This is a genomic window from Bordetella flabilis (assembly GCF_001676725.1).
Taxonomy (GTDB): domain Bacteria; phylum Pseudomonadota; class Gammaproteobacteria; order Burkholderiales; family Burkholderiaceae_B; genus Bordetella_C; species Bordetella_C flabilis.
Map to the genome: position 1 here is coordinate 4,282,130 of NZ_CP016172.1, position 24,060 is coordinate 4,306,189.

At 63.4% G+C, this 24,060-nt stretch carries 30 protein-coding genes and 1 tRNA gene; 19 read left to right on the plus strand and 12 right to left on the minus strand.

The window, feature by feature from the left end:
• Nucleotides 1-2: 2 nt before the first annotated feature.
• From BAU07_RS18925 to BAU07_RS18955, 7 genes are all read right to left on the minus strand, one after another.
• On the minus strand, nt 3-887 hold the full coding sequence (locus BAU07_RS18925) for a head maturation protease, ClpP-related (protein WP_066660887.1): 885 nt from the start codon (nt 885-887) through the stop codon (nt 3-5).
• 24 nt (nt 888-911) lie between these two features.
• Nucleotides 912-2,207, minus strand: coding sequence for a phage portal protein (locus tag BAU07_RS18930; protein WP_066660891.1), 1,296 nt, complete (start codon nt 2,205-2,207; stop codon nt 912-914).
• A complete protein-coding gene (locus tag BAU07_RS18935; protein ID WP_232338164.1) occupies nt 2,207-3,877 on the minus strand; it encodes a terminase large subunit in 1,671 nt (556 codons plus the stop codon). The genes BAU07_RS18930 and BAU07_RS18935 overlap by 1 nt, the downstream gene beginning before the upstream one ends.
• Before the next feature lie 38 nt (nt 3,878-3,915).
• Nucleotides 3,916-4,416: a P27 family phage terminase small subunit gene (locus tag BAU07_RS27585; RefSeq protein ID WP_084025865.1), complete on the minus strand. Its 501-nt coding sequence runs from the start codon at nt 4,414-4,416 to the stop codon at nt 3,916-3,918.
• Between the two features lie 190 nt (nt 4,417-4,606).
• A complete protein-coding gene (locus BAU07_RS27590) occupies nt 4,607-4,786 on the minus strand; it encodes an HNH endonuclease (protein WP_232338165.1) in 180 nt (59 codons plus the stop codon).
• 419 nt (nt 4,787-5,205) lie between these two features.
• Nucleotides 5,206-5,613: a hypothetical protein gene (locus tag BAU07_RS18950; protein ID WP_157122328.1), complete on the minus strand. Its 408-nt coding sequence runs from the start codon at nt 5,611-5,613 to the stop codon at nt 5,206-5,208.
• Nucleotides 5,610-6,083, minus strand: coding sequence for a hypothetical protein (locus BAU07_RS18955; RefSeq protein ID WP_157122330.1), 474 nt, complete (start codon nt 6,081-6,083; stop codon nt 5,610-5,612). Before BAU07_RS18955 ends, BAU07_RS18950 begins: the two co-directional genes overlap by 4 nt.
• Before the next feature lie 416 nt (nt 6,084-6,499).
• On the opposite strand from BAU07_RS18955, the gene BAU07_RS18965 reads away from it, so the two are divergent.
• The gene (locus tag BAU07_RS18965; protein ID WP_157122332.1) at nt 6,500-6,850 is read left to right on the plus strand and encodes a hypothetical protein; all 351 of its coding nucleotides are present in this window, start codon (nt 6,500-6,502) and stop codon (nt 6,848-6,850) included.
• 241 nt (nt 6,851-7,091) lie between these two features.
• Here BAU07_RS18965 and BAU07_RS18970 read toward each other — a convergent pair whose 3' ends face one another.
• A complete protein-coding gene (locus tag BAU07_RS18970) occupies nt 7,092-7,538 on the minus strand; it encodes a phage regulatory CII family protein (RefSeq protein ID WP_066660905.1) in 447 nt (148 codons plus the stop codon).
• 73 nt (nt 7,539-7,611) lie between these two features.
• A complete protein-coding gene (locus tag BAU07_RS27815; RefSeq protein WP_066660906.1) occupies nt 7,612-7,824 on the minus strand; it encodes a helix-turn-helix domain-containing protein in 213 nt (70 codons plus the stop codon).
• Nucleotides 7,825-7,907: 83 nt separating this feature from the next.
• On the opposite strand from BAU07_RS27815, the gene BAU07_RS27820 reads away from it, so the two are divergent.
• From BAU07_RS27820 to BAU07_RS19020, 9 genes are all read left to right on the plus strand, one after another.
• Complete coding sequence (locus BAU07_RS27820; RefSeq protein ID WP_179283299.1) at nt 7,908-8,243, plus strand: helix-turn-helix domain-containing protein; 336 nt, start codon at nt 7,908-7,910, stop codon at nt 8,241-8,243.
• Between the two features lie 195 nt (nt 8,244-8,438).
• Nucleotides 8,439-8,699 carry a hypothetical protein gene (locus BAU07_RS18980; RefSeq protein WP_066660908.1) on the plus strand — a complete coding sequence of 87 codons (261 nt, stop codon included), beginning with the start codon at nt 8,439-8,441 and terminating at the stop codon, nt 8,697-8,699.
• 277 nt (nt 8,700-8,976) lie between these two features.
• On the plus strand, nt 8,977-9,183 hold the full coding sequence (locus BAU07_RS18990) for a hypothetical protein (protein ID WP_066660912.1): 207 nt from the start codon (nt 8,977-8,979) through the stop codon (nt 9,181-9,183).
• Between the two features lie 24 nt (nt 9,184-9,207).
• Nucleotides 9,208-9,555: a hypothetical protein gene (locus tag BAU07_RS18995; RefSeq protein ID WP_066660914.1), complete on the plus strand. Its 348-nt coding sequence runs from the start codon at nt 9,208-9,210 to the stop codon at nt 9,553-9,555.
• Entirely contained in the window at nt 9,556-10,446 is an 891-nt protein-coding gene (locus BAU07_RS19000; protein ID WP_066660916.1) for a DUF2303 family protein, read from the plus strand.
• Entirely contained in the window at nt 10,443-11,105 is a 663-nt protein-coding gene (locus BAU07_RS19005) for a deoxynucleotide monophosphate kinase family protein (protein ID WP_157122334.1), read from the plus strand. Before BAU07_RS19000 ends, BAU07_RS19005 begins: the two co-directional genes overlap by 4 nt.
• Nucleotides 11,106-11,648: 543 nt before the next feature.
• Nucleotides 11,649-12,485, plus strand: a complete 837-nt coding sequence (locus tag BAU07_RS19010; protein WP_066660920.1) for a ParB/RepB/Spo0J family partition protein — start codon at nt 11,649-11,651, stop codon at nt 12,483-12,485.
• A gap of 83 nt (nt 12,486-12,568) precedes the next feature.
• Nucleotides 12,569-12,907: a hypothetical protein gene (locus BAU07_RS19015; RefSeq protein ID WP_157122336.1), complete on the plus strand. Its 339-nt coding sequence runs from the start codon at nt 12,569-12,571 to the stop codon at nt 12,905-12,907.
• A 2-nt stretch (nt 12,908-12,909) separates the two neighbouring features.
• Nucleotides 12,910-13,518, plus strand: coding sequence for an ASCH domain-containing protein (locus BAU07_RS19020; protein WP_066660925.1), 609 nt, complete (start codon nt 12,910-12,912; stop codon nt 13,516-13,518).
• A 26-nt stretch (nt 13,519-13,544) separates the two neighbouring features.
• On the opposite strand, the gene BAU07_RS19025 is transcribed toward BAU07_RS19020, so the two are convergent.
• Nucleotides 13,545-13,775 (minus strand): hypothetical protein, encoded by a 231-nt coding sequence (locus BAU07_RS19025; protein ID WP_066660927.1) that lies wholly within the window; start codon nt 13,773-13,775, stop codon nt 13,545-13,547.
• A 117-nt stretch (nt 13,776-13,892) separates the two neighbouring features.
• On the opposite strand from BAU07_RS19025, the gene BAU07_RS19030 reads away from it, so the two are divergent.
• The 7 genes from BAU07_RS19030 to BAU07_RS19060 all read left to right on the plus strand — a co-directional run bounded on the left by BAU07_RS19030 (nt 13,893) and on the right by BAU07_RS19060 (nt 19,651).
• Nucleotides 13,893-14,072, plus strand: a complete 180-nt coding sequence (locus tag BAU07_RS19030) for a hypothetical protein (RefSeq protein WP_157122338.1) — start codon at nt 13,893-13,895, stop codon at nt 14,070-14,072.
• Nucleotides 14,069-14,542, plus strand: a complete 474-nt coding sequence (locus BAU07_RS19035) for a class I SAM-dependent methyltransferase (RefSeq protein ID WP_066660931.1) — start codon at nt 14,069-14,071, stop codon at nt 14,540-14,542. Before BAU07_RS19030 ends, BAU07_RS19035 begins: the two co-directional genes overlap by 4 nt.
• Nucleotides 14,539-16,446 (plus strand): DNA cytosine methyltransferase, encoded by a 1,908-nt coding sequence (locus tag BAU07_RS19040; RefSeq protein ID WP_066660933.1) that lies wholly within the window; start codon nt 14,539-14,541, stop codon nt 16,444-16,446. The genes BAU07_RS19035 and BAU07_RS19040 overlap by 4 nt, the downstream gene beginning before the upstream one ends.
• Nucleotides 16,443-16,808 (plus strand): VVA0879 family protein, encoded by a 366-nt coding sequence (locus BAU07_RS19045; RefSeq protein ID WP_066660935.1) that lies wholly within the window; start codon nt 16,443-16,445, stop codon nt 16,806-16,808. Before BAU07_RS19040 ends, BAU07_RS19045 begins: the two co-directional genes overlap by 4 nt.
• 2 nt (nt 16,809-16,810) lie before the next feature.
• A complete protein-coding gene (locus tag BAU07_RS27595) occupies nt 16,811-17,671 on the plus strand; it encodes a DUF1643 domain-containing protein (protein ID WP_232338166.1) in 861 nt (286 codons plus the stop codon).
• Nucleotides 17,661-18,065 carry a hypothetical protein gene (locus BAU07_RS19055; RefSeq protein WP_066660936.1) on the plus strand — a complete coding sequence of 135 codons (405 nt, stop codon included), beginning with the start codon at nt 17,661-17,663 and terminating at the stop codon, nt 18,063-18,065. Before BAU07_RS27595 ends, BAU07_RS19055 begins: the two co-directional genes overlap by 11 nt.
• Nucleotides 18,066-18,472: 407 nt before the next feature.
• Nucleotides 18,473-19,651, plus strand: a complete 1,179-nt coding sequence (locus tag BAU07_RS19060; RefSeq protein ID WP_066660945.1) for a tyrosine-type recombinase/integrase — start codon at nt 18,473-18,475, stop codon at nt 19,649-19,651.
• 51 nt (nt 19,652-19,702) lie between these two features.
• Here BAU07_RS19060 and BAU07_RS19065 read toward each other — a convergent pair.
• Together BAU07_RS19065 and BAU07_RS19070 are read right to left on the minus strand one after the other, a co-directional pair.
• Nucleotides 19,703-19,779 (minus strand) — tRNA-Arg (locus BAU07_RS19065).
• Between the two features lie 170 nt (nt 19,780-19,949).
• Nucleotides 19,950-21,110 (minus strand): LysR family transcriptional regulator, encoded by a 1,161-nt coding sequence (locus BAU07_RS19070; protein ID WP_084025867.1) that lies wholly within the window; start codon nt 21,108-21,110, stop codon nt 19,950-19,952.
• Between the two features lie 195 nt (nt 21,111-21,305).
• Here BAU07_RS19070 and BAU07_RS19075 point away from each other — a divergent pair, with 195 nt between their 5' ends.
• Both BAU07_RS19075 and BAU07_RS19080 read left to right on the plus strand, forming a co-directional pair.
• Nucleotides 21,306-22,343, plus strand: coding sequence for a Bug family tripartite tricarboxylate transporter substrate binding protein (locus tag BAU07_RS19075; protein WP_084025868.1), 1,038 nt, complete (start codon nt 21,306-21,308; stop codon nt 22,341-22,343).
• 53 nt (nt 22,344-22,396) lie between these two features.
• Nucleotides 22,397-24,049, plus strand: coding sequence for a thiamine pyrophosphate-binding protein (locus tag BAU07_RS19080; RefSeq protein ID WP_066660947.1), 1,653 nt, complete (start codon nt 22,397-22,399; stop codon nt 24,047-24,049).
• Nucleotides 24,050-24,060: the final 11 nt, after the last annotated feature.

Sequence of the window (24,060 nt, forward strand, 5' to 3'; positions counted from 1 at the left end):
TCCTATGGTCGAAGGGTTGCCGCCAGCCTGAGCCGAGCCATCGCCAGCTCCAGGTCAGCCATCGGTGCAGCCAAAGCGGCTGCGGGATTGGCAGCGTCACGCGTGCCCGTTTCGGTAGCGCCAGGCATACCGCTCTTGATTTCTTGCAGCAGCTTGCGCCGCTCAGTGCGGGGCATGCCCGCTTTGGCGAGTGCAACATCCAGCCGTCGGGCGGCCGCATGCGCTTGAGCCCGCGTGGACGATGATTCCTGGATCTCTTCTGTATCAAGCAGCGAGTCGGCGAATCCGCGGTCCACGGCGTCGTTTCCGCCGATCCAGGTTTCCTTGTCCATCATCGCCTGAATCGTCCCGATATCCTGGCCCGTACGCGCTACATAGACGTCGGCCATTGCACGGTCGAATGGCTCCAACCACTCCGCCGCATCTCGCAGGTCGTTCCGGTTTCCAATCGCCACAATCCATGCGTTGTGGATCATGAAGAACGACGGACGCCCGATCTCGATGATGTCGCCAGCCATCGCGATGATGGACGCCGCGGAAGCAGCCATGCCGAGGATCCGGACGGTAACTTCGCCCTTGTGGGCGCGGAGCATGTTGTAGATCGCCACACCCTCGAACATATCGCCGCCGGGCGAGTTGACGTTTACGGTGACGGGCTTGTCAGCCCCGATGGTCCGCAATGCCGCCGCGATACGCTTGGACGTCACGCCCTCACCGGTCCAATAGTCCTGGCCGATCACATCCAACACCGAAATGGTGTTGTCGGTGGTGGCGTCGGCCGCTTGTATGCTCGGATTCCAGCGCGCCAGCACCTGTTCCGATATCTCGCAGTGCACGCCTGGACGCATCGCGGCCTCCGGCAGTCCCGGCAGTCGGGTAATTTTCATAAGGGGTTCCTTGTGGCTCGACCGCTACGCGGCCTTGTCTTCGCGTTCGTCGCCCTGAAGTAGCCATGCACGTAGGGCGGCCTGGGCCTGCTGGGCTGGCGGTACGTCGGCCCCAACCTGATTCAGCGGAATAAGGTTGGACTGAACCGTCAGGATGTCTCCACCCGGTACCGGCGGCAGGTTCTCCAATTTGCGAACATCGTTTCGGCTCATCCAGCCATTTTGCAAAGCATGGATGTAGAACTGAGCTCGACCTGCGCTGTCGGCGCGCAACAGGCCCGTCGTGTTGAATTCGGCATAGAACTCGTCGTTGTCCGCGCCCAAGAGGCAGCGTTGCACCTCTTGTTCAATGTTCTCCAGCATGGGCGCCAGCGAATGGACCAGGAATAGCAGGTTCATGCCTTCCACGCTGGAAGCCCAGGAGCTTTGCTTGTCGGTGTGCCCCACCATATAGGGTGGCACCTTGAACCATCGGCAGATCTCCTCAACATTGAATCGGCGGGTCTCCAGCATCTGGGCCGCTTCCGGATCCATGCTGATCCCCTGGTACTTCAGGCCAGCCTCCAGGATCATCATCTTCCCCGCGTTCTTGCTTCCCGCGAACTCCTTGAGGTTTTTCCGTAGCTCGTCGCGTTGCGCTGGCTTCAGCAGACCGGCCTCATGGGTGAGCACACCCGCCGTCTGTAAGCCATTCGCAAACACTACGCTTGCCGCCTCGTCTGCCGCGATCGCCGAGCCGATGACGTCCCGGCCGAATCGCAGCGGATCAGCGCCACACACGCCGTCCAAGCCGAAGCCACGGATATGCATCACATCGTCCTCGGCCAATTTCCGCTCCGCTTTGCCGGGTTCGGTGTACGTGTACTCTAGGGCGCCGGTGCTGAGGCGCTTGACCGTGACGCACTGAGGAAGCAGCGGCACCAGCGAGACGATCTTTCGACCAATGCGAACTTTCTCTACGAACGCGTTGTGCCTAAGGCAAAGCGAAGCCACGATCATGAGCATGAAGCGAAACGGCGTCATCTCCTTGTTTGGGGCCCTGCACAGCACTCGATACAGCGGATGGTCCGTTGCAATCTCGCGGGAGCCGTCCGGCCTGCGACGGTAGATCTTCAAAGGCAGCGTGGGGACCGTCTCGGAGATGAGCCTGACACATGCCCACACGGTGGAAATCTGCATTGCGGTCCGTTCGGACACAGTCTTTCCGCTGGACGACGACCCGACCCATTCCTGCCAAAATTCGCTTGTGGTCAACTGAATCGGAATTCCGAGCCAATTGATGAGGGCCGACTTCAGCCGGCCCGGATTCTTTTGTGTCATCAGACGCCCACCATGACAGGATCGTTTACAAAGCCGTCCAAGTCCTCATGGACATAGACAGCGGCGCGGCTCAGCGCCAACACAGTTGCCACGATCGGATCGATCCGGCCCCGCGGGCTGGATTTCTTCTTATCCGGCCTGAAGTTGCCATTCGTGTCGTACAGCAGCGACACATTGGCCGCAGCGCTGCGCAACACCGGATTACCTCCATGCCGCAGCCGCTTTCCGTACACCAGCTCTTCCAGCCGTTTCGATCCTGGATACATGCCTGCCGTGTTTTGCGGCACCTCCACGAGCGGTACGCCTTCTTCGTCCAATTCGTTGACCAGATGCGTCGCGTTCCACTTGTCGTAGGCCATCTCCACCAGGTCGTACAAGTTTCGGATGGCAAGAATCTGGTCTCGCATTGGCACGTAGTCCGTGATATCACCCTCCGTCACCGTCAAGTGCCCGCTGCGCTCCCACTTCTCGTAGGGAGTCGCGTCGTCCTTCGATTGCTCGGTCACCTTTGCGCGCGGGCAGTAGACCCAGGCCAGGAGATACCAGTGCGGGTCCTCGTCATTTGGAGGAAACACCAAAGACAGCGCCGTCAGGTCACGGGTCGCTGACAGGTCCATACCCCCAAAGCACCGCCGGCCCCGCAGTTCGAGCGGGTCGAATCTCTTGCCGCCCTTGTCCCACACGTCCAGGTCGATCCAACCCTCGGCGTCGTTGCACCAGATATTCAAATCCTTGGTCTTGAAGTTCGCCATCGCGCTGGGAAGTGCGGCTGCCTTCCTCGCCATCGAACGCATGTACTCCCACGTCTTCGATAGCCCCAGCCCCGGGTTCGCCTTGGGCCAGTTGCGCTCCGCCAGTGGATCATCGCCCTCGTCCAGCGTGTAGATGTACCCAAAGAACGAGTCGTCTTGGCGCCTTCCTTCGAGCAGGCTGACCAGGTAGCTCCGAACATCCATGCAGACACCGTCCAGGATGAAGCCAGCCGTGGTTATCGCAGACTGCAAGGGCTGACTACGTGAGCCGCGGGCGCTTTCCATGACTTCCCACACTTCCGGCGTCTTATGCGCGTGCAGCTCATCGACGAATGTGGCGTGCGGATTCTTGCCGTCCAGTGCATCGGCGTTCGCAGGCAGGGGGCGCAGCTCAGACGAATCGAAGGTGATCTGTTCCTGGTTTTTCCCGTCGTGGATCTTGAAGCTCTTTGCAATACCGGGCGACTGACGTGCCCAGCGCTTCACGTTGTCCAGCGCCGGCTTGAAGATCGCCATGGCCTGATCTCGCGTCGTGGCAATGGTGTACACCTCGGCGCCCACTTCGCCGTCCATCATGAAGAGGTAGACGGCCTGGGGTGCCTTCCACGTGCTCTTCCCATTTTTCCGTGCGACTTCCTCATACGCAGTGTTGAATCGGCGCAGCCCGGTGTCCGCCTTGATCCACCCATACAGCACCGCGGTCCAGAACTTCTGCCACGGGTCCAGCAGGACTGGCTTCCGAGCGAGTGGCCCACGGATATGGATGAAATGCTGCTCGATAAAGTCGATGACGTGCCTGGCATGTCCCGGGCTGAACTCCAGCCCTCGCGCTGGTCCGTCCAACAGGTCCTGATAATGCCGAGCAACCGCCAGGTACGTCAGCCGCCCGACCAGGATTTCGCCTCGCAGAACCGGCAAACCGTAGTCGGTGTCCCAGACGTGGATCGCAAGCGGGGTTACCCGTTCGAGTAGCTTTTTCGATCCGCGCTCGCGTGGTCCACCAGGGCGGCGAACGGCAGATCTAGCTGCCCGCCGCCGCCCAGCTTGCTTCGGACGTTCGCGAAGGATGGAATCGTCAGGCAGCATTCCGGTAGGTAGGTAAGCAGTTCTTTGCGCAGATCTCGCGCGACATAGAAGGCCTGGTGCGGCTGCTCGTAGCCGTTGGGGGTCTTGACCATGTACGAGCCGCCCTGTTCAACCTTTATCTCTTCGAGCTCGGCCGTCGCGCGAAGCCAATCCACGTACAGCTTGCACACGATCACGGCGGCCAAGCCAAACGTCGTGTGCTCGATCCCTGCTTCACGCAGCTGGGCGCAGATGTAGTCCCAAACTTTGATCTCGTCTGCAGTCAGGTCGCCGGGCGGACGGTCCGGTGACCGAACCTGGGTGACCGACGCCGCCGGCGACTTTCCGCCGCCGCCCGGTATCACGGTCAGATTCGGAGGATTGCCGTTCATGTGTGCCTCTACCGCGCTCAGCGCAGGAGGTACGCCTCACGCCTATTCATCCGAGGAGGTCCGTTTGACCCCCCCCCTCCTAAAATCTGTCGCCATAAATTCGCAGCTTGGCAGACGGTCTCAGTCGCGAACTCGCGAACTTTCAACCCCCCTACCGTACGTGCACCGCCGTGTCCCGCCTGCCTGGCCATCAATAGCCATGACGCCGCAGGGCCGGATGCCCGAAGCCGCCGTCCTCCCGCGCCGTCTTGATCGAGTGACAAGACCAGCACAGGCCCTGCCAGTTCGACGTGTCCCAGAAGAGGCGCTGCGCCACCGCGATGAGGTCTTGATTGCCCGCGTCCAGTGCCTGGCCCAGACGATGCGGCACGACATGGTCCGTCAGCCGCGCCTCTTCGATTCGACCTGCTGCGGCACAGTGCACGCAAAGTGGGTTTTGCTTGAGGAAAGTCTGGCTTGCCTTCCGCCACCGGGACGTGTATCCACGTGCGGCCGCACTGCCCCGTGCTTGGTCCTGCTCGCGTTGCAATCGCTGGCGCGCGGCATCATGGACAGGGCAAAGCCCACCACCGCGCACCAATGCCCCACACCCCGGGTGTCGACAAGGACGTGGACGAGCAGTTGGCATGTTAGAAGCCCTGACGCAATTCAACTGCGGGCCACAGCGGGGGACTCGGGCTCATGGGGAAGCCCTGCCGATTGCGCCTACGGGCACTGCCAAACGAAAAACCCGCGCCTGAATCTCTCTCAGGTCGCGGGCTCCGCAGGAATGTAGCGGATTATGGGGGGTCATGTATAAGTTGCAAAAACCCCCCTCTTGCGAAGCTCCGCTTCCCTCGCCCGGCGGGCGTCGATCCATTCGATAACACGCCTGTCCGCACAGCACAGTCGCCGGTGCAGCGTCGCGCGCGTGCACTTAAGCTTTTCCGCGACGACCTGCATGCCGCCTTCCCAGACGTACGCGCCGATTACGGCCCGCTTCAAATCGTCGGGCAGTTGTGCAACAGCGCGATCCGTCTCCAAGGCTTCAGCATTGAACGCGGGATCGGTGTTACGCATGCCGGCGCGGACGTCATCTGTCTGGTCCACGCGGTTCACGTTAAACATCGCGGCCGCGCCATAGGCTCCTCCGGTTCCATGCGCCCAAAGCGCCCACTGCTCGAATCGCCGGTGCACCCACTCGATCCGCTGCATCACGCCACCTTGCCAAAGCGCACCTGTTCCTCGATGGCCTGCTGAATCCGGGCGCGGTACTGGTCGGTCGTTTCGCCCGCGCGGGCAGGCCCCACCCCGACATCCCGCCCCTTTCGTTCCATGAGCGAGTGCGACGTCCACCAGCCCGGGCCCGATTCTCGTTGTGCCGACGCGGCCTTCTGTGGCAACTCGATTTCATCTTCCCAGCGTGCCCCGTTAAGCCAAGTGGCCGGGTGCGGGATGTACTGCGATTCGGTTCCTGTGACGCGCCAGTATCTGACATGCTGCGGCAGCGCCTCCATGGCCTGCGCCTGCTCGTCTGGTGTCATGCGCGCCCAGGCCTTCTGCGCCGCACGTTTCGCGGTCCGGCGCGGCCATGCGGCCCAAAATTGCTCGAACGAATGCGCCGGCGCCGGGTCTGATTGCTTCGCCCGCGCGGATTTTTCATCTGGGAAGAGCTTTAGAACGTTCATGAGATACCCCGTGTCCCTGATACACCATTGGTTCAATGTCGATTGCTGTGCTGGTGAGATCGGTGCGATGGGCGGAGCACCCCCTACCCATCGCGCTCGACCTGTTGCATTGCCGCGCCGGAGCCGACCGTATGCAGAAGGGCCCACGAGCGGTGTACGCCCCCGTGGTCGGCCAGACTGTCGACGTCCGTACAGACGCCCCTCCCGCGCTCTAGCCTTTCGCACCCACGCTGCTCCTCGGGACCGGTTTGGAGCCATTTCGGAAGGGGTAACCGCGTATTCAGCCTCTTCGCCCCTTCCTACCGATACAGTTACGGAGGTGCACGGCCTGCTGGCCGGATATGCAGCACTTCTCCGTGCTTCCAGAATGGCTGACGCAAAGGATCAGGGCGCCCGTCTGCACCGAGGCGAGAGGGATGATTTATTGGCAGCGCAACCAGGTACACCCTGGCTGGCTCGTGATGGCAATCGAGAATGACAATGATGTCGTCGTTTGGGCGTTCACGTTCAGCACGGCGAAAATCCGTCAGCCGGTACAGCTCGTCGCGCGTGAGCGCCCGACTGCCCACGTGATAGAAGGCTGGGCCACCCGGCAATTGCACCATTCGATTGATCGGGGGCACCCAGCGCTTATCGTCTGTCGTCGCCGGCTTCCTGCCGGCGGGCTGGCGAAGTGGCGCAGGCGCGCCGAAAAGATCGGCCGTCATGCGGTGAAGAACCCGGCGGGCAAAGATATGCCGGGCAAACGCGGGTCGGGCCGCATATAGCGGATCGCGGGCCGTCGAGCACCTGCGACGGGCACTCGCCCGCCGTCCCTCAGCAAGCCGGCGGCTTCCAGGCGGCAGCAGGTGTACCGAGCCGCGCGAACGCTGATCTGCAATGCCTGTGCGAGCTCGAGCGCTGTATTGCCATCAGTAGCAATAGCATCGAGCATTTGGCGTGCTAAGGGGCCGAGCGTGCCGCGAGGCCTGCCTCCGACTCGCTCTCTCGGACTGACCAGCGGAGCGCTCACGATTCTGCCATCCCTTCGAGACAAGCGACCAGCCGCGCGACCTCTGCTTGAGTTTCCATCGCCTTCTCTCGGATCGTGGCGATCTCCGCCTTGTCGACCTTTCCGTCGGCAAGCGCCGCATGAATGGCCTGCATGTAGTGCCCTACCTGCACGTTCATCGATACGACCTCGGTCAAAACATCCATGTCCGACACGCACTCGTCTGCGCCTGGAACCTTGACCACCACGCGGCCATGCTCGCGGGCCCAGGCCTCAATCATTCGCATATCGCCTGTGACGCCGACTATGCGTTGCGCCTCGGCCACCGTAAGGTGATGGGTGTCGTTGTTCGGGTTGACCTTGTTGCGTAGCACCGCGGCAGAGACGTTCACCCGCGGCCCGAGTGACTCGCTTCCACCGGGGTAGTCGTGGACCGTTGCGTACGCCGCATCGAGGATGTTCATGTGCACTGTCTCCGAACGTATTTACTGATGAGCAGCGCGGTTACGATGCGCTGCAACAGAACAACCGCGGCCGCTAAGGTTTATTTGCGGCAAGTCCAGCGGCATGCGCCTGCCGGGCTTTACGCAGGGCCGCCATCAACTTGGCGTGCGTACTCGCCCGCACCTCCTTCCTTCGCCCTGTCTCTATGTGCGAGATGGCGCCCTGGGAGAGTTGGCACTCTGCTGCAATCGCAGCCTGGGACTTACCCAGGCTGCGCAATTCCGCGACGACGTCTTTCGTGTCCATGGCGCATTCTAATACTTATGTATTTTTCTCAGCAACCGGAACTTGAATACCGATGTATTAGCTCTGTCCCCGACAATCGGGACATGAGCTCCATCGGCGACCGAATCCGCGAGGCACGCAAATCGAAAGGCTTGACGCAAGGCGACCTCGCTAAGCGCGTCGGACTGTCACAAGGCACGATCGGACATATAGAAGCGGGACGGAACGAAGGATCCCGCTACCTGGTACGGATTGCCGCAGTGCTGGGTGTACGCCCAGAATGGCTAGAGACGGGCCGTGGGGAGACGGCTCCATTCTGGCCATTTCCTGCGGACATAACGCCAGAGGACTACGCGGGGTTATCTACGGATGACCGAGAGGAGATTGCGGCTATCGTGCGCCTGAAACTGGCGCGAATAGCCGCCGCCAAAAGGGCATGACGCCCCGCCCCAGCGGTTCGGCCGCTGGTGGAGGCTGAGCGACCGCGTTATTTGGACCAATCCCGAGTTCTGGACAAAGACTTGACCGCATAGGGCAACGGACCCACGGCCGCTAAAAATACTTTTGTATTGACCTAATAAAAATACATCCGTATTATTTCCATGTCGCCTGACCACAGCACATGGAGATACGGCGTGAAAACAGCAACCGACAACGCAGCAACCACCCGTCCAGACCAAAGTTCCGAGCACGAGGACTTCGAACGCTGGGCGGCCAGCCATTTCGGCGTGCTCACGGTCCCCGAATACAGGGTTGCTCTGGAGTCCTACTTGGAAGGCCGCCGCGAGCAGCGCTCGCATTACGCGAAGCTCCTCGTCATCGCGGACCCATCCAGCACACAAGGCGCTCCGCACTCTTTCAACGAGTTGGTCCGCCAGGGTCAGGAGCGCAACTGACCATGGGCTCGCACAAACTCGGGTTAGCGCTCCTCGTCGCGGCACTTGTCGGCGCAAGTTTCGTTGCGGGGCAAGTCGTCGGCGCCCGGGACGCCAAATTGTTCCGTGCCTACGACCAGAAGCGGGAGTCAATGATGGCGCGCAGCTGCGGAACGCACGCAACGCTCTGGCGACGCGCTTCCACCGGCCAATACGGGTGCCTTTCAATGAATGCCGATGGCGATTCCGTCATCGCACCGGTATTCGACGCGCCAGTTCTCTCCGCGCGGAGATAACGATGTCCTCCCAGGTCACCCGCGAAGCGCTCCAAGAGGCCATGCGGGCCGCCCGATGCACGGGCGACCTGGACGCGGCGCTTCGATTCCCCGCGCTTCGCATCGCGCTCCAAAACACTGCCGCTGTGCTCCCCGACCTTCAACGTCGCCCGACCATTCTGCGGCCACGCTTTGACGTCAAGCGCGCCCAGGCCGGCGACAGCGACTGATTTACCTCTCTCAAAAGGACCACCATGTCTTCGCCCACCATCGAAGAAACCCTGGGGCACCTGCGCGCGGGCTGCCTCCTTGCCGACCTGCAAAGCAGCCTCGCTTCAGTCGTGCAGGCAGTGGACGCTACCGGTAAAGCCGGAAAGCTGACGCTGCAACTGACGATCAGGAAGGTCAGCCGCTCGGGCGCCTTGGAGATCCTCGACAAGATCACGACAGTCGAGCCCGAAGAAGCACCGCTCACCACCCTGATGTACCCCACCCCCGAGGGCCGACTATCGCCGAGCGATCCGCGACAGCAAGCCCTCGATCTCAAGCAGCTGCCGCCGCAAGCCGGCAGCGCCACCCTACGCTCCATCGGAGGACAGTAAATGCCCAACCCCAACGGCGAATTGACATCCATTGCCGACCCCAACATTGCCGAGACTGCTGCGCGGCTGGCCCAAAGGCCCGAAGAAATTGCCGAGACGGACTTCGGCCGCCTTTTCGCGGTCCCGCACGGCTATCGCCTTGAAACCGACGTCGCGCTAGCCGCACTTGCAGCTACGCCGCCACGTAAGCGGGGAACGGTTCAATTGCGGACTGTCGACTCGTTCGTGCAGTACGTCCTGCAGCACAAGGAGCCGCAGACCCAGATCTACGTCAAGGTGGATGCCGCGAACGCGGCTACTCCGCTTATCGTCACCGCCGTATTCAATGACCATGAGTTCGGGGCCCCGGACACCAGCCCCGGGTGGCAGGACTTCCGTGCAGTGTTCACGCCCGCCGCCAGCCCCGAATGGAAGACCTGGATGGGAAAGAACGGCGAGAAGATGTCCCAGGTCGAGTTCGCCTCGTTTATCGAGGACAACATCCACTGCTTCGCCGGCTCGGACACCGATGGCGGCGCCGGATTCCCAACCGGGGGAGAAATGTTGCAGATGGCGCTGGCATTTGAGGCGTCATCGGACAAGCGCATCCGGTCCAATGTTCGGCTGCAGTCAGGCGGCATACAGCTGGAGTACACCGACAAGGACGACGATGCGACAGTGACTCGCATGCAGGCCTTCGAGCGGTTCCGCCTGGGCCTGGCTCCATTCTGGCGCGGCGACGCTTATCCGCTTGAAGCGAAGCTCCGATATCGCCAAGCCTCCGGCACCCTGGCGCTCTGGTATGACCTGGTCCGCCCAGACCGGCTGGTTGACCATGCGGTGGACGAAGTTCTGGCTCAGATCGGGGAAAAAACGGGTATCACCCCGCTCTTCGGGACGCTCGGCCAATGACCTCAACCCGCAATGGCTTTCGGCTGATTGGACTATGCGGGCGCGCGGGCGCCGGCAAGGACACATGCGCCGACCTCATGGCAGCCGCCTACGGCTTTTCGAAGATCGCATTCGCCGATGCATTGCGGGCTGAAATTTCGCGTTCGTTCGGTGTAGACCCCCGCGATCTCAGCAACCGGATCACAAAAGAGCAGCTCACACATGCATTGGCCATCGGCCGGTCCGACGATGCGCGATTCATCCACCTGATGGCATCCGCCGGTGTGTGCATATCCGCACCGCGGTCTCCCCGCCAGATCATGCGGTGGTGGGCGACTGAGTACCGGCGCGCCTTGGATGGCGAAGAATACTGGACTCTGCTGGCCCATGACGCCATCGATGCACTGATGCGGCGGGGCGTACGCCGGATAGTCGTCACCGACGTGCGCTTTTCGAACGAAGCGTCATTCATCAAGCATATGGGGGGCGAGGTGTGGCGCGTCCGTCGCGCTGTCGCCGATCAAATCCCAGGTAATCATCGCAGCGAGATCGAACTTGAAGCGATATCGCCGGCCCATGTCGTACATAACGACGGCGACATTGCAGCACTCATGCGCGAAGTCCATGACTTGTGGACGCGTGGCCGCCCGACCGCACCGAGTCCCCAGGCGCAACCATGAGCACGCGTAAGGCAGACCGCAACGCCGATATCGTGCGCCGCCGTGAGGAGGGGCAGACATTCCCAGAAATTGCCGCGGCGATTGGCATCACGGCGCACCGTGCGAGAAACATCTACGTCAATGAGAACGGCGGGCCCCAGGCACTTGCTCAGACTGCTCTCGCCCGCGCGCATGCGGATGGATTCACCGTCGAGCTCGAGAACACGGGAAAGGTTTGGACCTGCATCGGGCATGGGATCAGCGGGAAGGCGACGACCCCGACCGGCGCATACGGTCGTTGGAAGCAAGCTCACGCCAGACGCAATGCGGCTCAAGCCCGCCAGGCACAAAGGCGGTCGGCCCCTCCGGACGCCCCCCTTCAAGTGGTTCCGCCGCGCCGTCCGCACCCTCATACCCAGCTCACCCTTTCGAATGCGCTCCGCTTGAATGGGGCGAGGGCTGCGGCATGCCAGCCTCCCATCAAGTCTATAGCCAGCAGCATCCCCGGCAACACCGACCTCGGTGAATCACTACCTTATCTCGATAAATAGCGAGAGGAAATTCATGGCAAAGAACAGCATTGATGCCTACGGCGCCAAGGGCAAAGGCAACCTACTCTCATTCGATCCTGACGAGCTCGTGCTTGTCACGGACGAGTCCAATCCACTGTACGACTCGCGCGTGCACCTGCCGCTCGATGAGAACATGGTGCGCAATATCGACTATCAGGGCGTCCTGGTACCGATCGAAGTCACCAAAAATCCGGAAACCGGAGAGATCGAGGTCGTGACTGGCCGGCAGCGGGTGAAGAATTGCCGTGAGGCGAACCGCCGACGTCGAGAGCGCGGAGAGGCGATGCGGCTGATCCCGGGCTTTGTCCGCAAATTGAGTCTCCGGGAACGCGCCCTCGTGCTGTCCGCTGCAACTGCCAGCGAAAACGCTATCCGCCAGCAGGAAACACCTATCTCGCGCGCGGAAAAGATGGCAAGACAACTATCCCTCGGCCGGTCCGAAGAGGATATCGCGATTCTTTTCGGCGTCAAACCACAGACCGTCCGCGAGTCGCTTCAGCTGCTTGAATGCTGCGCCGCCGTCCAGAACGCCGTCGACGCCGGCAAGATCCGGCTGGCCCATGCCAAAGCACTCGCGCGGATGTCGCCCGAGGTACAGCGCGCAAAAGTCGCCGAACTAATCGCGGCTGGCGAAGGAGTCAAGCCCCACGAGCGGGCACGACGCCAGGCCAAGGTCATCGACAGCAACAAGCCAAAGGCACGCACCAAGAAGGAAATCACACAAGCGATCGAAGGCTCGACTGGTGAGTCGTTGCACGCCCTTCGTTGGGTGCTGGGGCTAGAGCCCACCCTGCCCCGCTTTGCTGCCACCGCCCAGGACGCACCATGAGCAACCGCCACCGCCAAGCCCGGCGACACAGGGCAATGCTTAAGCGCATCCCAGTATGCGCGCCGCTCCGCGACGAGTTCTCCATGCTGCTGCACACCTCGCTGTGGTGCCTCGATAACCAACCCAACAGCGAGGCGTTCAACAACCTGGCGCGAATCTTCAACGTTGTGGGCTTGGCGCTCGAAAACGACTTTCGGCATCAGCAAGAGGCAAGGCTGATCGCGGGCGGGGCTTCTGCGCTAAACCAAGTGATGCGCAAAGTCGAGGCCGGACTGAAGCTGTCCGAGCACGAGTCGGCGCCGATTCGCGTTGCCATCAATTCGATGGACTCCCTGCTCGGCCGGTTGAGTGTTACTGACCTATACCTTGCGATGAAGCGTCTGGACCGAATCGAAGACGCAAACGTGCAAGAGGGGGTATAGCCATGCGCGAGCGTCCCATCCTGTTCAGTGCTCCCATGGTTCGGGCAATCTTGGCCGGCACAAAGACCCAGACGCGCCGTGTTGTGAAGCCCGCGAAGGACCGCGATATCGGCTGCGCGCTGGCACCGTGCGAGCTGGCCGGCGAGATCAATCGTGGGGAGTATCGAAATAGCTGGTACGGGAAGATCGGCGACCGGCTCTGGGTGCGAGAAACGCACCTCAACTCGTGGCGTATCAACCCAGAAGATCCCACGGGCCCACGTGTCTTTTCGCACGTTGCAGCCTTCGCAGCGGATGGCCACGAATTGAGCCCAGGGGAAAAGTGGATTCCTTCTATCCACATGCTCCGCGCCGCAAGCCGCATCACCCTCGAGATTACCGGCGTGCGCGTGGAACGGTTGCAGCAGATAACCGCAGCCGACGCGCGCGCCGAGGGCATACTGGCTCGGGGTTGCCTAAGCTGCAGCGAGCCTGAGCCGTGCGGGTGCAGCTCTCCCCACTCGTCTTCGCTCGATGACTTTCGCAGCCTCTGGCTGGACATCAACGGACCGCGGTCCTGGAACGCCAATCCCTGGGTGTGGGTAGTGGAGTTTAGGAGGGTCGAGGCATGAATGCCCTACCACAGAACTCCTTTGCCCTATCCTCCGCCCACGGTCAAGGCCGGGTGGACCTCGTATTGCTCGGCCAACTGGTCTACCACCAATTTGACCGCAGTGACGGCGTTAAGGCTGTCTCGATTGGTCCAGTCGTACCCAGTCGCCGTCTCGATTGTGGCGCCTCGCGGTGTCAGGAACAACTGCACGTTAGCCGGAAGCCGCTTATTTGCTTCGGCGATGAACTGCTGCGGTGTGATTACCGGTTTGGCCATGGTTCTCCCCTTTGCGTAACCGCCGATCGTACTGCTCCCCCGCCATGTCCCGCAACAGCGGCAGGAAGCACGAGAACCCGGGCCGCGATGTGCCGTTTCCGGGCCAGGAGGATTGACGTGGACCAGCTCGCCCTATTCGACCAACAGCCACAGCAGCCGAAGTCCGCGGAACAACTGACCTATGAGGCATGGCCTTTTCCCGGCTTGAGCTGGGAGCAGCATCAGGAGATTCAAGCCGAATGGAAGGCCTACGCCGAGAAGCGGCGCCGCGAGCAACATCGGAGGATCGCAGCATGACCGCCGCCATCCTTGACCCCTGCTGCGGCGGCCGCAGCTTCTGGTTCGACCCTCAGCACCAGGGGGTCCTATTCGGCGACATCCGCAGCGAGCAGCACACCCTATGCGACGGCCGCGCGTTCAACATCACGCCGGATCTGAACATGGACTTCCGCGCGATGCCGTTCGCCGATGAATCGTTCCGCCTGGTGGTGTTCGATCCGCCTCACCTTCGCCGGGCCGGCCGGGATAGCTGGCTGCGGGCCAAGTACGGACTGCTGGGCGATGACTGGCAGGACGACCTGCGCCGCGGATTCGCCGAATGCTTCCGCGTCCTCAAGCCCGAAGGCCTCCTAATTTTCAAATGGAACGAAACCCAGATCCCAGTGAGCAAGATTTTGCCGCTGGCCATGGCGAGGCCTCTTTTTGGGCACAAGTCGGGCAAGCGCGTCGATACACACTGGATCACCTTCATGAAGGACGTAGCATGATCCGCAACCAGTTCGTCTTGGACGTTCACCCGGAGATTCTCGTGGACAACTTCGCCGGCGGCGGCGGAGCATCCACCGGCATCGAAATGGCCCTTGGCCGCTGCGTAGATATCGCAATCAACCACGACCCCGAAGCCGTGGCGATGCACGAGATCAACCACCCGCAGACGCGGCACTACTGCGAATCGGTGTGGGACGTGGATCCAGTGGAGGCGACCCAAGGCCGACCGGTCGGGCTGGCGTGGTTCAGCCCCGACTGCAAGCATTTCAGTAAAGCCAAGGGCGGCAAGCCCCGCGACAAGCGCATACGCGGCCTGGCCTGGATTGTTCTGCGCTGGGCCGCGCTGGTGCGCCCGCGCGTCATCATGCTGGAGAACGTCGAGGAATTCCGGACCTGGGGCCCCTTGCTGGAAAGCGGCCAGCCCTGCCCGGCGCGTAAGGGCCAGACCTTCCGGTCCTTCATCCACCAGCTGCAGGAGAAGGGGTACGCCGTCGAACACCGCGAGCTGCGCGCCTGCGACTACGGCGCGCCGACCATCCGCAAGCGCCTGTTTCTGATCGCCCGATGCGATGGTCAGCCGATCGTATGGCCTGAGCCGACGCACGGCGCGCCCACGTCTCCCGAGGTGCAGGCCGGTCAACGCAAGCCGTGGCGCACCGCGGCTGACTGCATCGACTGGTCTATCCCCTGCCCGTCGATCTTCGAGCGCCAGCGCCCCCTTGCCGAGGCCACCCTGAGGCGAATCGCGCGGGGGATCCGACGCTATGTGATCGACGCGGCGCAGCCTTTCATCGTCGGCGCCGGCGGTCCGGTTTATTCGGGCAAGCCCGTGCCGGCGAACCGCCCGTTTGGCGCGCTGACGACGGAAAACCATCGGCACGTGGTTGTGCCCCACATCACGAAGTTCCGGACCGGATCGACCGGGGCCGCCCTAGGCGAGCCGATGCCGACCATTACGGCGGGTCCCAAGGAGAATCCCGCTGGCGCGCCGCATGCGGTCGGGATCGTGGCACCCAGCCTCGTTAAGGTAAACCACGGGGGCGACGATTTCCGAGGCCGGCCGCTTGATGCTCCGATCGCTACGCTGACCGGGAAGCACGGCACCGGCATCGTTGCTCCAACGCTGGTGCAGGCAGGTTTCGGCGAACGGCCGGGCCAAGCGCCTCGGTGCCTGGACCTGCACAAGCCGCTCGGCACCGTCACTGCGCAGGGCCGGAAGCATGCCCTGGTTTCCGCCTTCCTGGCCAAGCACTATGGCGGCAACTATGACGGGCCCGGCCTGCCGCTGGGTGGGCCTATGCACACGGCCACCACCGTGGACCACCACGCGGTGGTCGCTGCGCAGCTGGTCGGCTGCGGCGGTCGGGCCGGGCAAAGCCGCCCGCGCGATGCTGGCGAGCCGGCGCAGACACTGACGGCGAAGGCCGACACCTGCGTCGTGACGTCGCACCTGGCGAAGCTGCGCAATAACCAGTTCGGCCAAGCCACCGATGAGCCCATGCCAACGCTGACCGCCGGCGGCGGCCATGTCGCTGACGTGCGCGCGTTCCTGGTGAAGTACTACAGCGAAGGCGGCCAGGATCAGGACTGCCGGGACCCGATGCACACCATCCCCACCAAGGACCGCATCGGCCTGGTGACGGTCGCCGGCCAGGAATATGTCATCGCCGACATAGGCATGCGAATGCTGGAGCCGCACGAGCTGTACGCCGCCCAGGGCTTTCCGGGCGACTACATCATCGCCCCCACCATCAACGGCCGCCGGCTTCCCAAGCACGCACAGGTGCGGATGTGCGGCAACAGCGTATGCCCGCCGCTTGCGGCGGCCCTCGTCCGCGCCAACGTGTCGGATCTGTCGGCATGGACGCCACGGGAAGCAAAGGAAAAGAGGGTCGCAGCATGAACACCATGACTCTGGACGAGTTCCACGCCGCCTGCAAGGCACAGGCAAAAAGCGCCGAAGTGATCGTCTTCAAATGCCCCATGTGCGCAACCCTTCAAACCGCGCGCGAGCTGATCGCCGCAGACGCTGGTCCGGATTTTGATGCGGTGGAACGGTATCTCGGCTTCTCCTGCATCGGTCGATTTACCGGGGCAGCAGGGCCACGGCGGCAGCCAGATGGATTGCCGTGCGACTGGACCCTGGGCGGCCTCTTCCGGACCCACCGCCTAGAGGTGATAACGCCTGACGGGCTGCACCATCCGCGCTTCGAACTGGCAATGCTCGAAGAGGCGCAGGCCCACCGCGCCAGCAAGGGGTTGTAGCCATGGGCTGGTCTATCGGATACGACGAGAACTGGCGCCGCGATATCGGCTACGGCGTGCCCGCGGAATGCGATCACCCCGGCTGCCGTGAGCAGATCGACCGCGGCCTCGCGCACGTGTGCGGCCATCAGCAACCCTATGGCGGCGACGACGGCTGCGGCCTCTATTTCTGCCATGCCCATGGTGGTGGCAGTCTGTGCGCGCACTGCGCCGCCGGAGACGGCCAAACGTTCACCGCGAAGCCGGACGTCATGGAATGGACGCAGCACAAGCTGACGGACCCATCCTGGGCTCAATGGCGGAATGAAAATCCGGCCGAGGTTGCGCGCCTGACGTGCCGCCACGCGCCGGGAACGACGATGAGCGCAATCCTTTCGCCATGCGGCACGTACCGCTACCGCCTCGAGCGCACTGTCGGCATGGTGGGCCCGGTATACGCCTTCTTCGGGATCAACCCTAGCACGGCGGACGCCAGCATGGACGATGCCACGGTGCGGAAGTGGATCGGCTTCACGAAGCGGTGGGGCGCCAGCCGGTTCATCGTCGGCAATGTATGGCCGCTGCGCGCGACAGATGTGCGTCTGCTGGCCAGATCGACGCGCTGGCGCGACATTGGCCTAGAAAACGAGCGCCACATCCTGGCCATGGCCGCCGAGGCCGATGTGCTGGTGCCCTGCTGGGGCGACCGAAAGAAGGTGCCGCGGGCGATGCACAACGAGATTGACGAGTTACTTTCGCTGCTCCGCGGCACCCGCAAGCCGATCATGCATTTCGGCCTCACAGCCAGCGGCGACCCAAAACACCCGCTGATGTTGGCCTACGACACGCCGCTCATTCCTTGGGAGGTCAGCGATGGACGATAGCAAGGAACTGCTCAGGAGAGCGGCGAAGGCGGCGGGCGGCCTGGACTGGCAATGGTGGACCTCCAACTCGTATCGGCGCCTGACGTTCAAGAACGGCCAGAACACCCGCGACGGCGGCGCGCTGAGCGGTACAGTGCATCCGCATGATAAGTGGCCTGATGTATCAATGGCCCCGGGCGTGCAGGAGTTCATCGAGCGCGCCAGCCCCAAGGCTGTCCTTTCGCTGCTGGACCGCATCGCGGAACTGGAGGCGGCGCTGCGGCCGTTCTCCGCTGCCGCGCCCGACTGGACGATAGACATCAAGGACAACCGTTGGATCGATAGTCGGCACAACATATACGTAGGTGATCTTCGTCGCGCTGCCGCTGCGCTGGGAGGGGATGATGTCCAGTGACGGCAACGTCTGGAACTGCTGGCCATGCTGGCCAAAGCTGTGTCGCTGCGGCGCTCCCATCTCGTTCGAAGAGATGCAGCGTGGACCCGGCCAGCCCGAGGGGACGCCGCCAGCGACCTCCGGATCATCTTGCCTGGTCCACGGGGAGTGTGTGGCGGCCGGCGGCACCGGAGTTCCTTGGGAGGCCGCGTAATGGAGAAGCGCTGTTTCAGCACCGGCGAAGCCCAGGAATACCTTGGCATCAAGCGCCGTTTTTTTGACACTCATATTGCGCCGCTGTTGGCGGGCAAGGGTATTCCCGCAGGGACGTCGATCGTGTACGAACGAGCCGACCTGGACGCCGCCTGGGATCGTTATAAACTTACCGCGGGCAATGGGCGTCCTGCGCAACCTGAAGGAAGAACACCATGGGACGTTCCAAAACGACCGGCATCTACCCCGCAGCCGATGGCACGTATGAGGTTGATGCCTACTACCGAAAGCAGCGCATTCGCAAGCGCAGTTTCGCGCGGTATGAAGATGCGGAAGCATTCCTGATCGACGCCAAAGCAAGGATCGGCGCCGGCACCGCATTGGGACAACGCCCGAAAACTACGCTGGACTTCGCTGCAGCACACCACCTGACTCTCAAACAGGAAATGCCTTCTTGGGAGACAGACCGCTATCTGCTCACACCGGTAGTGGAAGAATGCGGCTCTTTAACCCTCGACGAAATATCGGATGAAACCCTCCAGCCATTCCTGAAGCGGCGGATAGCGGACGGCGTCAAAAATGGAACCATCAATGACGCACTTTCAATCGTGCAGACGATCTGCAACCGCGCAGCGACAGTGTGGCGCCACCCGAACGGCATGACCTGGTTGGAGTATCCGCCGAAGCTGACCATGCTGGATGAGAGCGACAAGCGTCCACCACGGCCCATATCGTGGGCGGAACAGCGGGCGCTACTGCCTCTGATGCCACCCCATCTGGAGAAGATGGCACTCTTCAACTTGAACACCGGCTTGCGAGAGGACCCGCTGGTGCACCTGAGCTGGCACTGGGAGGCGCGCGTACCATTGGCCGATGGCCTGATCGTGTCCGTGTTCGTCGTGCCGCGAAGACACGTTAAAGGCCGGAAGGCGGAGCGCATCGTGGTGTGCAACAGCGTGGCACAGTCGATCATTGAGAGCCAGCGCGGGCGTCACCCAGACCGTGTATTCACCTATGCGCAACGGACGAAGATCGGCTCAAAGACCAAGGCCAAGCATAGACCCGTGGGATCGATGAACAACACAGCTTGGCAGAACGCAAGATCGAAGGCGGGCCTTGGCGACCTGCACGTTCATGATCTGCGACATACCGTCGGCATGCGCCTTCGGGATGCCGGTGTTGCGCCCCGCACGCAGGACGAGATCCTATGGCATAGCAAAGCGGGAATGACGAATCACTACGCGATTGCCATGGTTCGAGAGCTATATGAGGCGCTGGAACTCATCAAGCAGCCTGGGGAAGCAGGCGATTCGGCCAACCTACTGGCCCTCGTCCGCTCAATCCAGATGCAGCAAGTCCCCCAGAAGTCCCCCAGCGAAAGAAAAGCGGCCTGACGGGGGAGACCGTCAGGCCGCTCTAAGTCACTGATACTGCTTCACAAATTCTGGCGCGCCCGGCAGGATTCGAACCCACGACCCCTTGGTTCGTAGCCAAGTACTCTATCCAACTGAGCTACGGGCGCTTTGGTAAAGAGGCAAGATTCTAGCACAAAAATCTTGATCTTCAAGTCCCCCGCTGTATGGGCCTCCGTCAGGGAACGGCGTGCCAGCAGGGCTAGGAAGACCGTGACTATAGCAGAAACCCGGCACGCCGTCGTCGGCACGGTAGGCCGGACCACGGTTGCGGGCTGGGTCATTTCGTCGTCCCGCGACGCCGTCCGCCGGGATCCCGCGGACGGGGCGGCGCCGCCCGGGAGCCCTGTGGTCGCCGGCCTCCCGCAAGCCCCCTTGGTCCCTTTCGCCCCTTTGGTTCCTTTTGCCCCTTTAGTTCCTTTTGCCCCTTTAGTTCCTTTTGCCCCTTTGGTTCCTTTGGCTCCTTTGGTTCCTCGGACGTCTTTGGCGGTTTGCCGGTTTCCGCCGCCGAGGCGCCCGGCCGCGCGGAGTCCCGACCCGGGCCACCGGCCGCCCCACCCTGCGACACCTGGCTGAAGTAGAGCTTGATGGCGTCGGTGAACGTGGCGCGGCTATGGCCGGCGCGTTCGAGCAGCCCCACCCGGCGCTGGATATCGACGTCCCCCAGCGGAATGACCCGCAAGGCCCGGTCCTCGGCCCATGCCACATTGGCCAGGCGTGGCACGATGGACACGCCAAAGCCATGCCGCACCAGCTCCACGATGGCCTCCACGGAGTTGAGCTCCATGCTGTCCCGGACCTGCACGCGGAGCCGGTCCAGCACTTCCTGGACCAGATTGCCCGTCCAGGTGTTGCGGTCGAAGCGCATGAAGGGCGATTCCGCCAGCACCGCGTCGATGCCTGCCGCCAGCCGGAAATGCGGCTTGCGGGGCACGATGAGGATCATGGGTTCCGTATAGAGCGGGGTCCACAGCAGGTTGGACGACAGGGGCCGCGGCGACTGCGTCACGATGGCGGCGTCCAGTTCGCCGCGTTCCACGCGCAGCGCGAAATCGCTGGAAAGGCCGGCGAACAGCCTTACGTCCAGCCTGGGATAACGTTGCCGCACCGTCCACAAGGCGTCGGCGAAGGCGCCCATCAGGGCCGACACCAGGGCGCCGATGACGACCGTCCCGGCCATGCCATCGCCGCCGGCCTCCGCCCCGAGCGAGTCGTAGCGCCGCACGATGTCGGCGATCTCCGGCACCAGCGCCCGGCCCGCCGGGTTCAACACGGCGGCCCGTGCGCTGCGATCGAAGAGCTGGCAGTTCAGGTTTTCTTCCAGGGCGCGTATCTGTAGTCCGACGGCTGCCGGCGTCAGGCCGATGTGCTTGCCGGCGGCGGCGAACGTGCCGTGGCGGGCCACCGCAAGGAAGGTTTTCAGCGTGCGTATGGACGACATGGGGGAGCCTGGATCAATGAACGAATCCTTTCGCTGGACCGAAGAATTACTAGCTTTTACTTTATAGACCGAAACTGAACAATGGGGCGGGCCTCCTTGCCGCAGCGCACGGCGGGCGCGGCCCGCACAACAACAGCCATAACAGCCGACGCGTCGCGCCCTGTGGCGACGACACGCACCATCGGAGGAGACCGCATGGAACCCACCCCTGTACGCGTTTCGCGACCTCGGGCAGCCGCCCGCCGCCCTATCGCTCGGGTCTTGCTGGCCTTTGCAGCGAGCATCTCCTGTAGTGCGCCCTTGCATGCCCAAGGCTCGGACGCCGCCTACCCGGACCGTCCCATTACCGTGGTGGTGCCCTTCAGCGCGGGCGGCGATGCCGATCTGGCGGCACGCAATCTGGCCAAGGCAGCGCACGGCATACTGCCGCAGCCCCTGGTGGTCCTGAACAAGGGAGGCGCGAACGGCGCCATCGGCTCGCAGTACGTGCGCGAAGCGGCGCCGGATGGCTACACCCTGCTGTTGGCGCGCGTCGGGCCCCAGGCTATCCTGCCTGCCCTGCAGCCCAGCCTGAAGTACAAGTGGAACGACTTCACGCCGCTGGGCCTGCTCGACCTGAACCCCATGGTCTGCGTCGTCAATGGCGACGCCCCCTACCGCACGCTGCGCGATCTGCTGGACGCCATCAAGGCCCAACCGGGCAAACTGAACTACAGCACTTCCGGCCCGGCGACCGCGCTGAACCTCGCTACGCAGGTGCTGCTGGATGCAGCGGGCCTGCCGCGACATGCCGCCGCCGAAATCGTCTACAAGGGCGGTGGCGAGGCGACCGCGGCCGTCCTGTCCAAGGAAGTGCAATTCAGTTGCAACAACGTCACGGCCTTGATCGGCAATGTGAAGGCGGGGCGGCTGCGTGCGCTGGTGACGACGACCGCCAGGCCGCTGACGGAGCTGCCGGACGTGCCCACGGCCCGCCAGGCCGGTTTCCCGCAACTGGAACGGGTCAACGGCTGGAGCGCGCTGTACGGCCCGCCGGGGATGCCGCGCCCGCTGGTGGAACGCTGGGCCAATCTGCTGGGCCGGCTCGCCGAAGACAAGGACTGGGTGGCCGGGGTGCAGAATATCGGTTCGATACCGAATATCCTGTCGCCCGGCGACACGACGCAATTCGTGTCGGAGCAGTACCGCATGTTCAGCGACCTCGGCACCAAGCTCGGCATACAGATCAAATAAGCCGGTGACTGCGCCGCGACGCCCGCCACCGATCACAGGAGGAAAACCGCATCATGACCCGATCCCGCAACGGCGCCGACGCGCTGGTACAGACTCTCGCCAGTGCCGGCGTCAAACGCATCTTCACGCTGTCGGGCAACCACATCATGCCGGTGTTCAACGCCTGCCTGGACGCCGATATCCAGTTGGTCCACGTCAGGCACGAAGGGGCCGCGGTGCACATGGCCGACGCCTGGGCGCGCCTGACCGGCGAGATCGGCGTCGCCATGGTCACCGGCGGCCCCGGACATGCCAATGCCGTGTCCGCGCTCTACACGGCGCAGATGGCCGAGGCGCCGGTATTGCTGCTGTCCGGGCATGCCCCGAACGGCCAGCTCGGCATGGGCGCCTTCCAGGAGATGCGACAGGCCGAGGTGGCGGCGCCGCTGACGAAATGGTCGGGCACGGTGGCCAGCGCGGATCGCATGGCGCTGGAGGTGGGCACGGCGATCCGTATCGCCCGTTCGGGCCGCCCCGGGCCGGTGAGCCTGGGCCTGCCCACGGACGCCCTGGAGTCCGCCTGCGCCGCGCCGGCCGATGCGCCGCAGTCCTTCGATGCGATCGCGCAGGCCCTTGCGCCCGAGGTGGCGGCGTCGCTGCTGCGCCGGCTGCAAGCGGCGCAACGGCCGCTTATCCTGACCGGTCCGGCGGCGATGATGGGTGCGGCGCGGGACCGTGCGCGCGAACTGGAAGCCGCCTGCGGTATCGCTGTCATCGGCATGGAAAGCCCGCGCGGCATCGGCGATCCCGCTCTCGGCGCCTATGCCCAGGTGCTGGCGCAGGCCGACTGCATCCTGCTGCTGGGCAAGCGCCTGGACTTCACGCTGAAGTTCGGCAAGGCACCGGCTCTGGCGGCGGATTGCGTATTCCTGCAGGTGGATGCCGAAGCCGCGGAATTCGAACGCACCCGCCGCGCTGTCGGCCCGCGACTGCTGGAATGCGCGCTGGCCGATACCCGTTCGGCGCTGCAGGCGCTGATCCAGGCCGCGGCCCCGACAGGCGGACGGCACGACGCCTGGACGCGCGACGTGCACGATGCCGTGGCCTACCGGCCGGCCGACTGGCAGACGGCAAGCTCGTCGATGCCGGACCGCATGCATCCCGTGCAGGCGCTTGCGCCGCTGCAGCGCCTGCTGGACAGCGACCCGGATTCCGTGCTGATTTGCGACGGCGGAGAAATCGGCCAGTGGGCCCAGGCCTGCCTCAGCGCGCCGACCCGCGTCATCAACGGCGTCGCCGGCTCCATCGGCGCCGCGCTGCCTTTTGCGCTGGCCGCGCGCATGGCGCGGCCGCATGCGCCGGTGGTTACGGTGATGGGCGACGGCACCTTCGGCTTCCACACGGCTGAGATCGACACGGCCGTGCGCTACAAGCTGCCCTTCATCGCCGTGGTCGGCAATGACGCGCGCTGGAACGCGGAATACCAGATCCAGCTGCGCGACTACGGGCCGGACCGCCTCATCGGCTGCGAACTGCTGCCCGCCCGCTATGACGCCGTGACCGCGGCCTTCGGCGGCTTCGGCCGGCAGGTCACGGATCCGCGACAGGTGGCGGCCGCGGTGGATGAAGCGCGTCGTTCGGGCCTGCCCGCGTGCCTGAACATCATGATCGAGGGACTGGCCGCGCCCAACATAAGCCGTCCGTCCGCCACGCCAGCCACGGCCTGAACCGCAGCACG

What these genes read in the sequence shown, in the direction of transcription:
- BAU07_RS18925 (WP_066660887.1), bottom strand. Translation starts at nt 887, where the DNA reads ATGAAAATTACCCGACTGCCGGGACTGCCGGAGGCCGCGATGCGTCCA.
- BAU07_RS18930 (WP_066660891.1), bottom strand. Translation starts at nt 2,207, where the DNA reads ATGACACAAAAGAATCCGGGCCGGCTGAAGTCGGCCCTCATCAATTGG.
- BAU07_RS27585 (WP_084025865.1), bottom strand. Translation starts at nt 4,416, where the DNA reads ATGAACGGCAATCCTCCGAATCTGACCGTGATACCGGGCGGCGGCGGA.
- BAU07_RS18955 (WP_157122330.1), bottom strand. Translation starts at nt 6,083, where the DNA reads ATGAACGTTCTAAAGCTCTTCCCAGATGAAAAATCCGCGCGGGCGAAG.
- BAU07_RS18965 (WP_157122332.1), top strand. Translation starts at nt 6,500, where the DNA reads ATGATTTATTGGCAGCGCAACCAGGTACACCCTGGCTGGCTCGTGATG.
- BAU07_RS18970 (WP_066660905.1), bottom strand. Translation starts at nt 7,538, where the DNA reads ATGAACATCCTCGATGCGGCGTACGCAACGGTCCACGACTACCCCGGT.
- BAU07_RS27815 (WP_066660906.1), bottom strand. Translation starts at nt 7,824, where the DNA reads ATGGACACGAAAGACGTCGTCGCGGAATTGCGCAGCCTGGGTAAGTCC.
- BAU07_RS27820 (WP_179283299.1), top strand. Translation starts at nt 7,908, where the DNA reads ATGAGCTCCATCGGCGACCGAATCCGCGAGGCACGCAAATCGAAAGGC.
- BAU07_RS18990 (WP_066660912.1), top strand. Translation starts at nt 8,977, where the DNA reads ATGTCCTCCCAGGTCACCCGCGAAGCGCTCCAAGAGGCCATGCGGGCC.
- BAU07_RS18995 (WP_066660914.1), top strand. Translation starts at nt 9,208, where the DNA reads ATGTCTTCGCCCACCATCGAAGAAACCCTGGGGCACCTGCGCGCGGGC.
- BAU07_RS19000 (WP_066660916.1), top strand. Translation starts at nt 9,556, where the DNA reads ATGCCCAACCCCAACGGCGAATTGACATCCATTGCCGACCCCAACATT.
- BAU07_RS19005 (WP_157122334.1), top strand. Translation starts at nt 10,443, where the DNA reads ATGACCTCAACCCGCAATGGCTTTCGGCTGATTGGACTATGCGGGCGC.
- BAU07_RS19010 (WP_066660920.1), top strand. Translation starts at nt 11,649, where the DNA reads ATGGCAAAGAACAGCATTGATGCCTACGGCGCCAAGGGCAAAGGCAAC.
- BAU07_RS19015 (WP_157122336.1), top strand. Translation starts at nt 12,569, where the DNA reads ATGCTGCTGCACACCTCGCTGTGGTGCCTCGATAACCAACCCAACAGC.
- BAU07_RS19020 (WP_066660925.1), top strand. Translation starts at nt 12,910, where the DNA reads ATGCGCGAGCGTCCCATCCTGTTCAGTGCTCCCATGGTTCGGGCAATC.
- BAU07_RS19025 (WP_066660927.1), bottom strand. Translation starts at nt 13,775, where the DNA reads ATGGCCAAACCGGTAATCACACCGCAGCAGTTCATCGCCGAAGCAAAT.
- BAU07_RS19035 (WP_066660931.1), top strand. Translation starts at nt 14,069, where the DNA reads ATGACCGCCGCCATCCTTGACCCCTGCTGCGGCGGCCGCAGCTTCTGG.
- BAU07_RS19040 (WP_066660933.1), top strand. Translation starts at nt 14,539, where the DNA reads ATGATCCGCAACCAGTTCGTCTTGGACGTTCACCCGGAGATTCTCGTG.
- BAU07_RS19045 (WP_066660935.1), top strand. Translation starts at nt 16,443, where the DNA reads ATGAACACCATGACTCTGGACGAGTTCCACGCCGCCTGCAAGGCACAG.
- BAU07_RS27595 (WP_232338166.1), top strand. Translation starts at nt 16,811, where the DNA reads ATGGGCTGGTCTATCGGATACGACGAGAACTGGCGCCGCGATATCGGC.
- BAU07_RS19055 (WP_066660936.1), top strand. Translation starts at nt 17,661, where the DNA reads ATGGACGATAGCAAGGAACTGCTCAGGAGAGCGGCGAAGGCGGCGGGC.
- BAU07_RS19060 (WP_066660945.1), top strand. Translation starts at nt 18,473, where the DNA reads ATGGGACGTTCCAAAACGACCGGCATCTACCCCGCAGCCGATGGCACG.
- BAU07_RS19070 (WP_084025867.1), bottom strand. Translation starts at nt 21,110, where the DNA reads ATGTCGTCCATACGCACGCTGAAAACCTTCCTTGCGGTGGCCCGCCAC.
- BAU07_RS19075 (WP_084025868.1), top strand. Translation starts at nt 21,306, where the DNA reads ATGGAACCCACCCCTGTACGCGTTTCGCGACCTCGGGCAGCCGCCCGC.
- BAU07_RS19080 (WP_066660947.1), top strand. Translation starts at nt 22,397, where the DNA reads ATGACCCGATCCCGCAACGGCGCCGACGCGCTGGTACAGACTCTCGCC.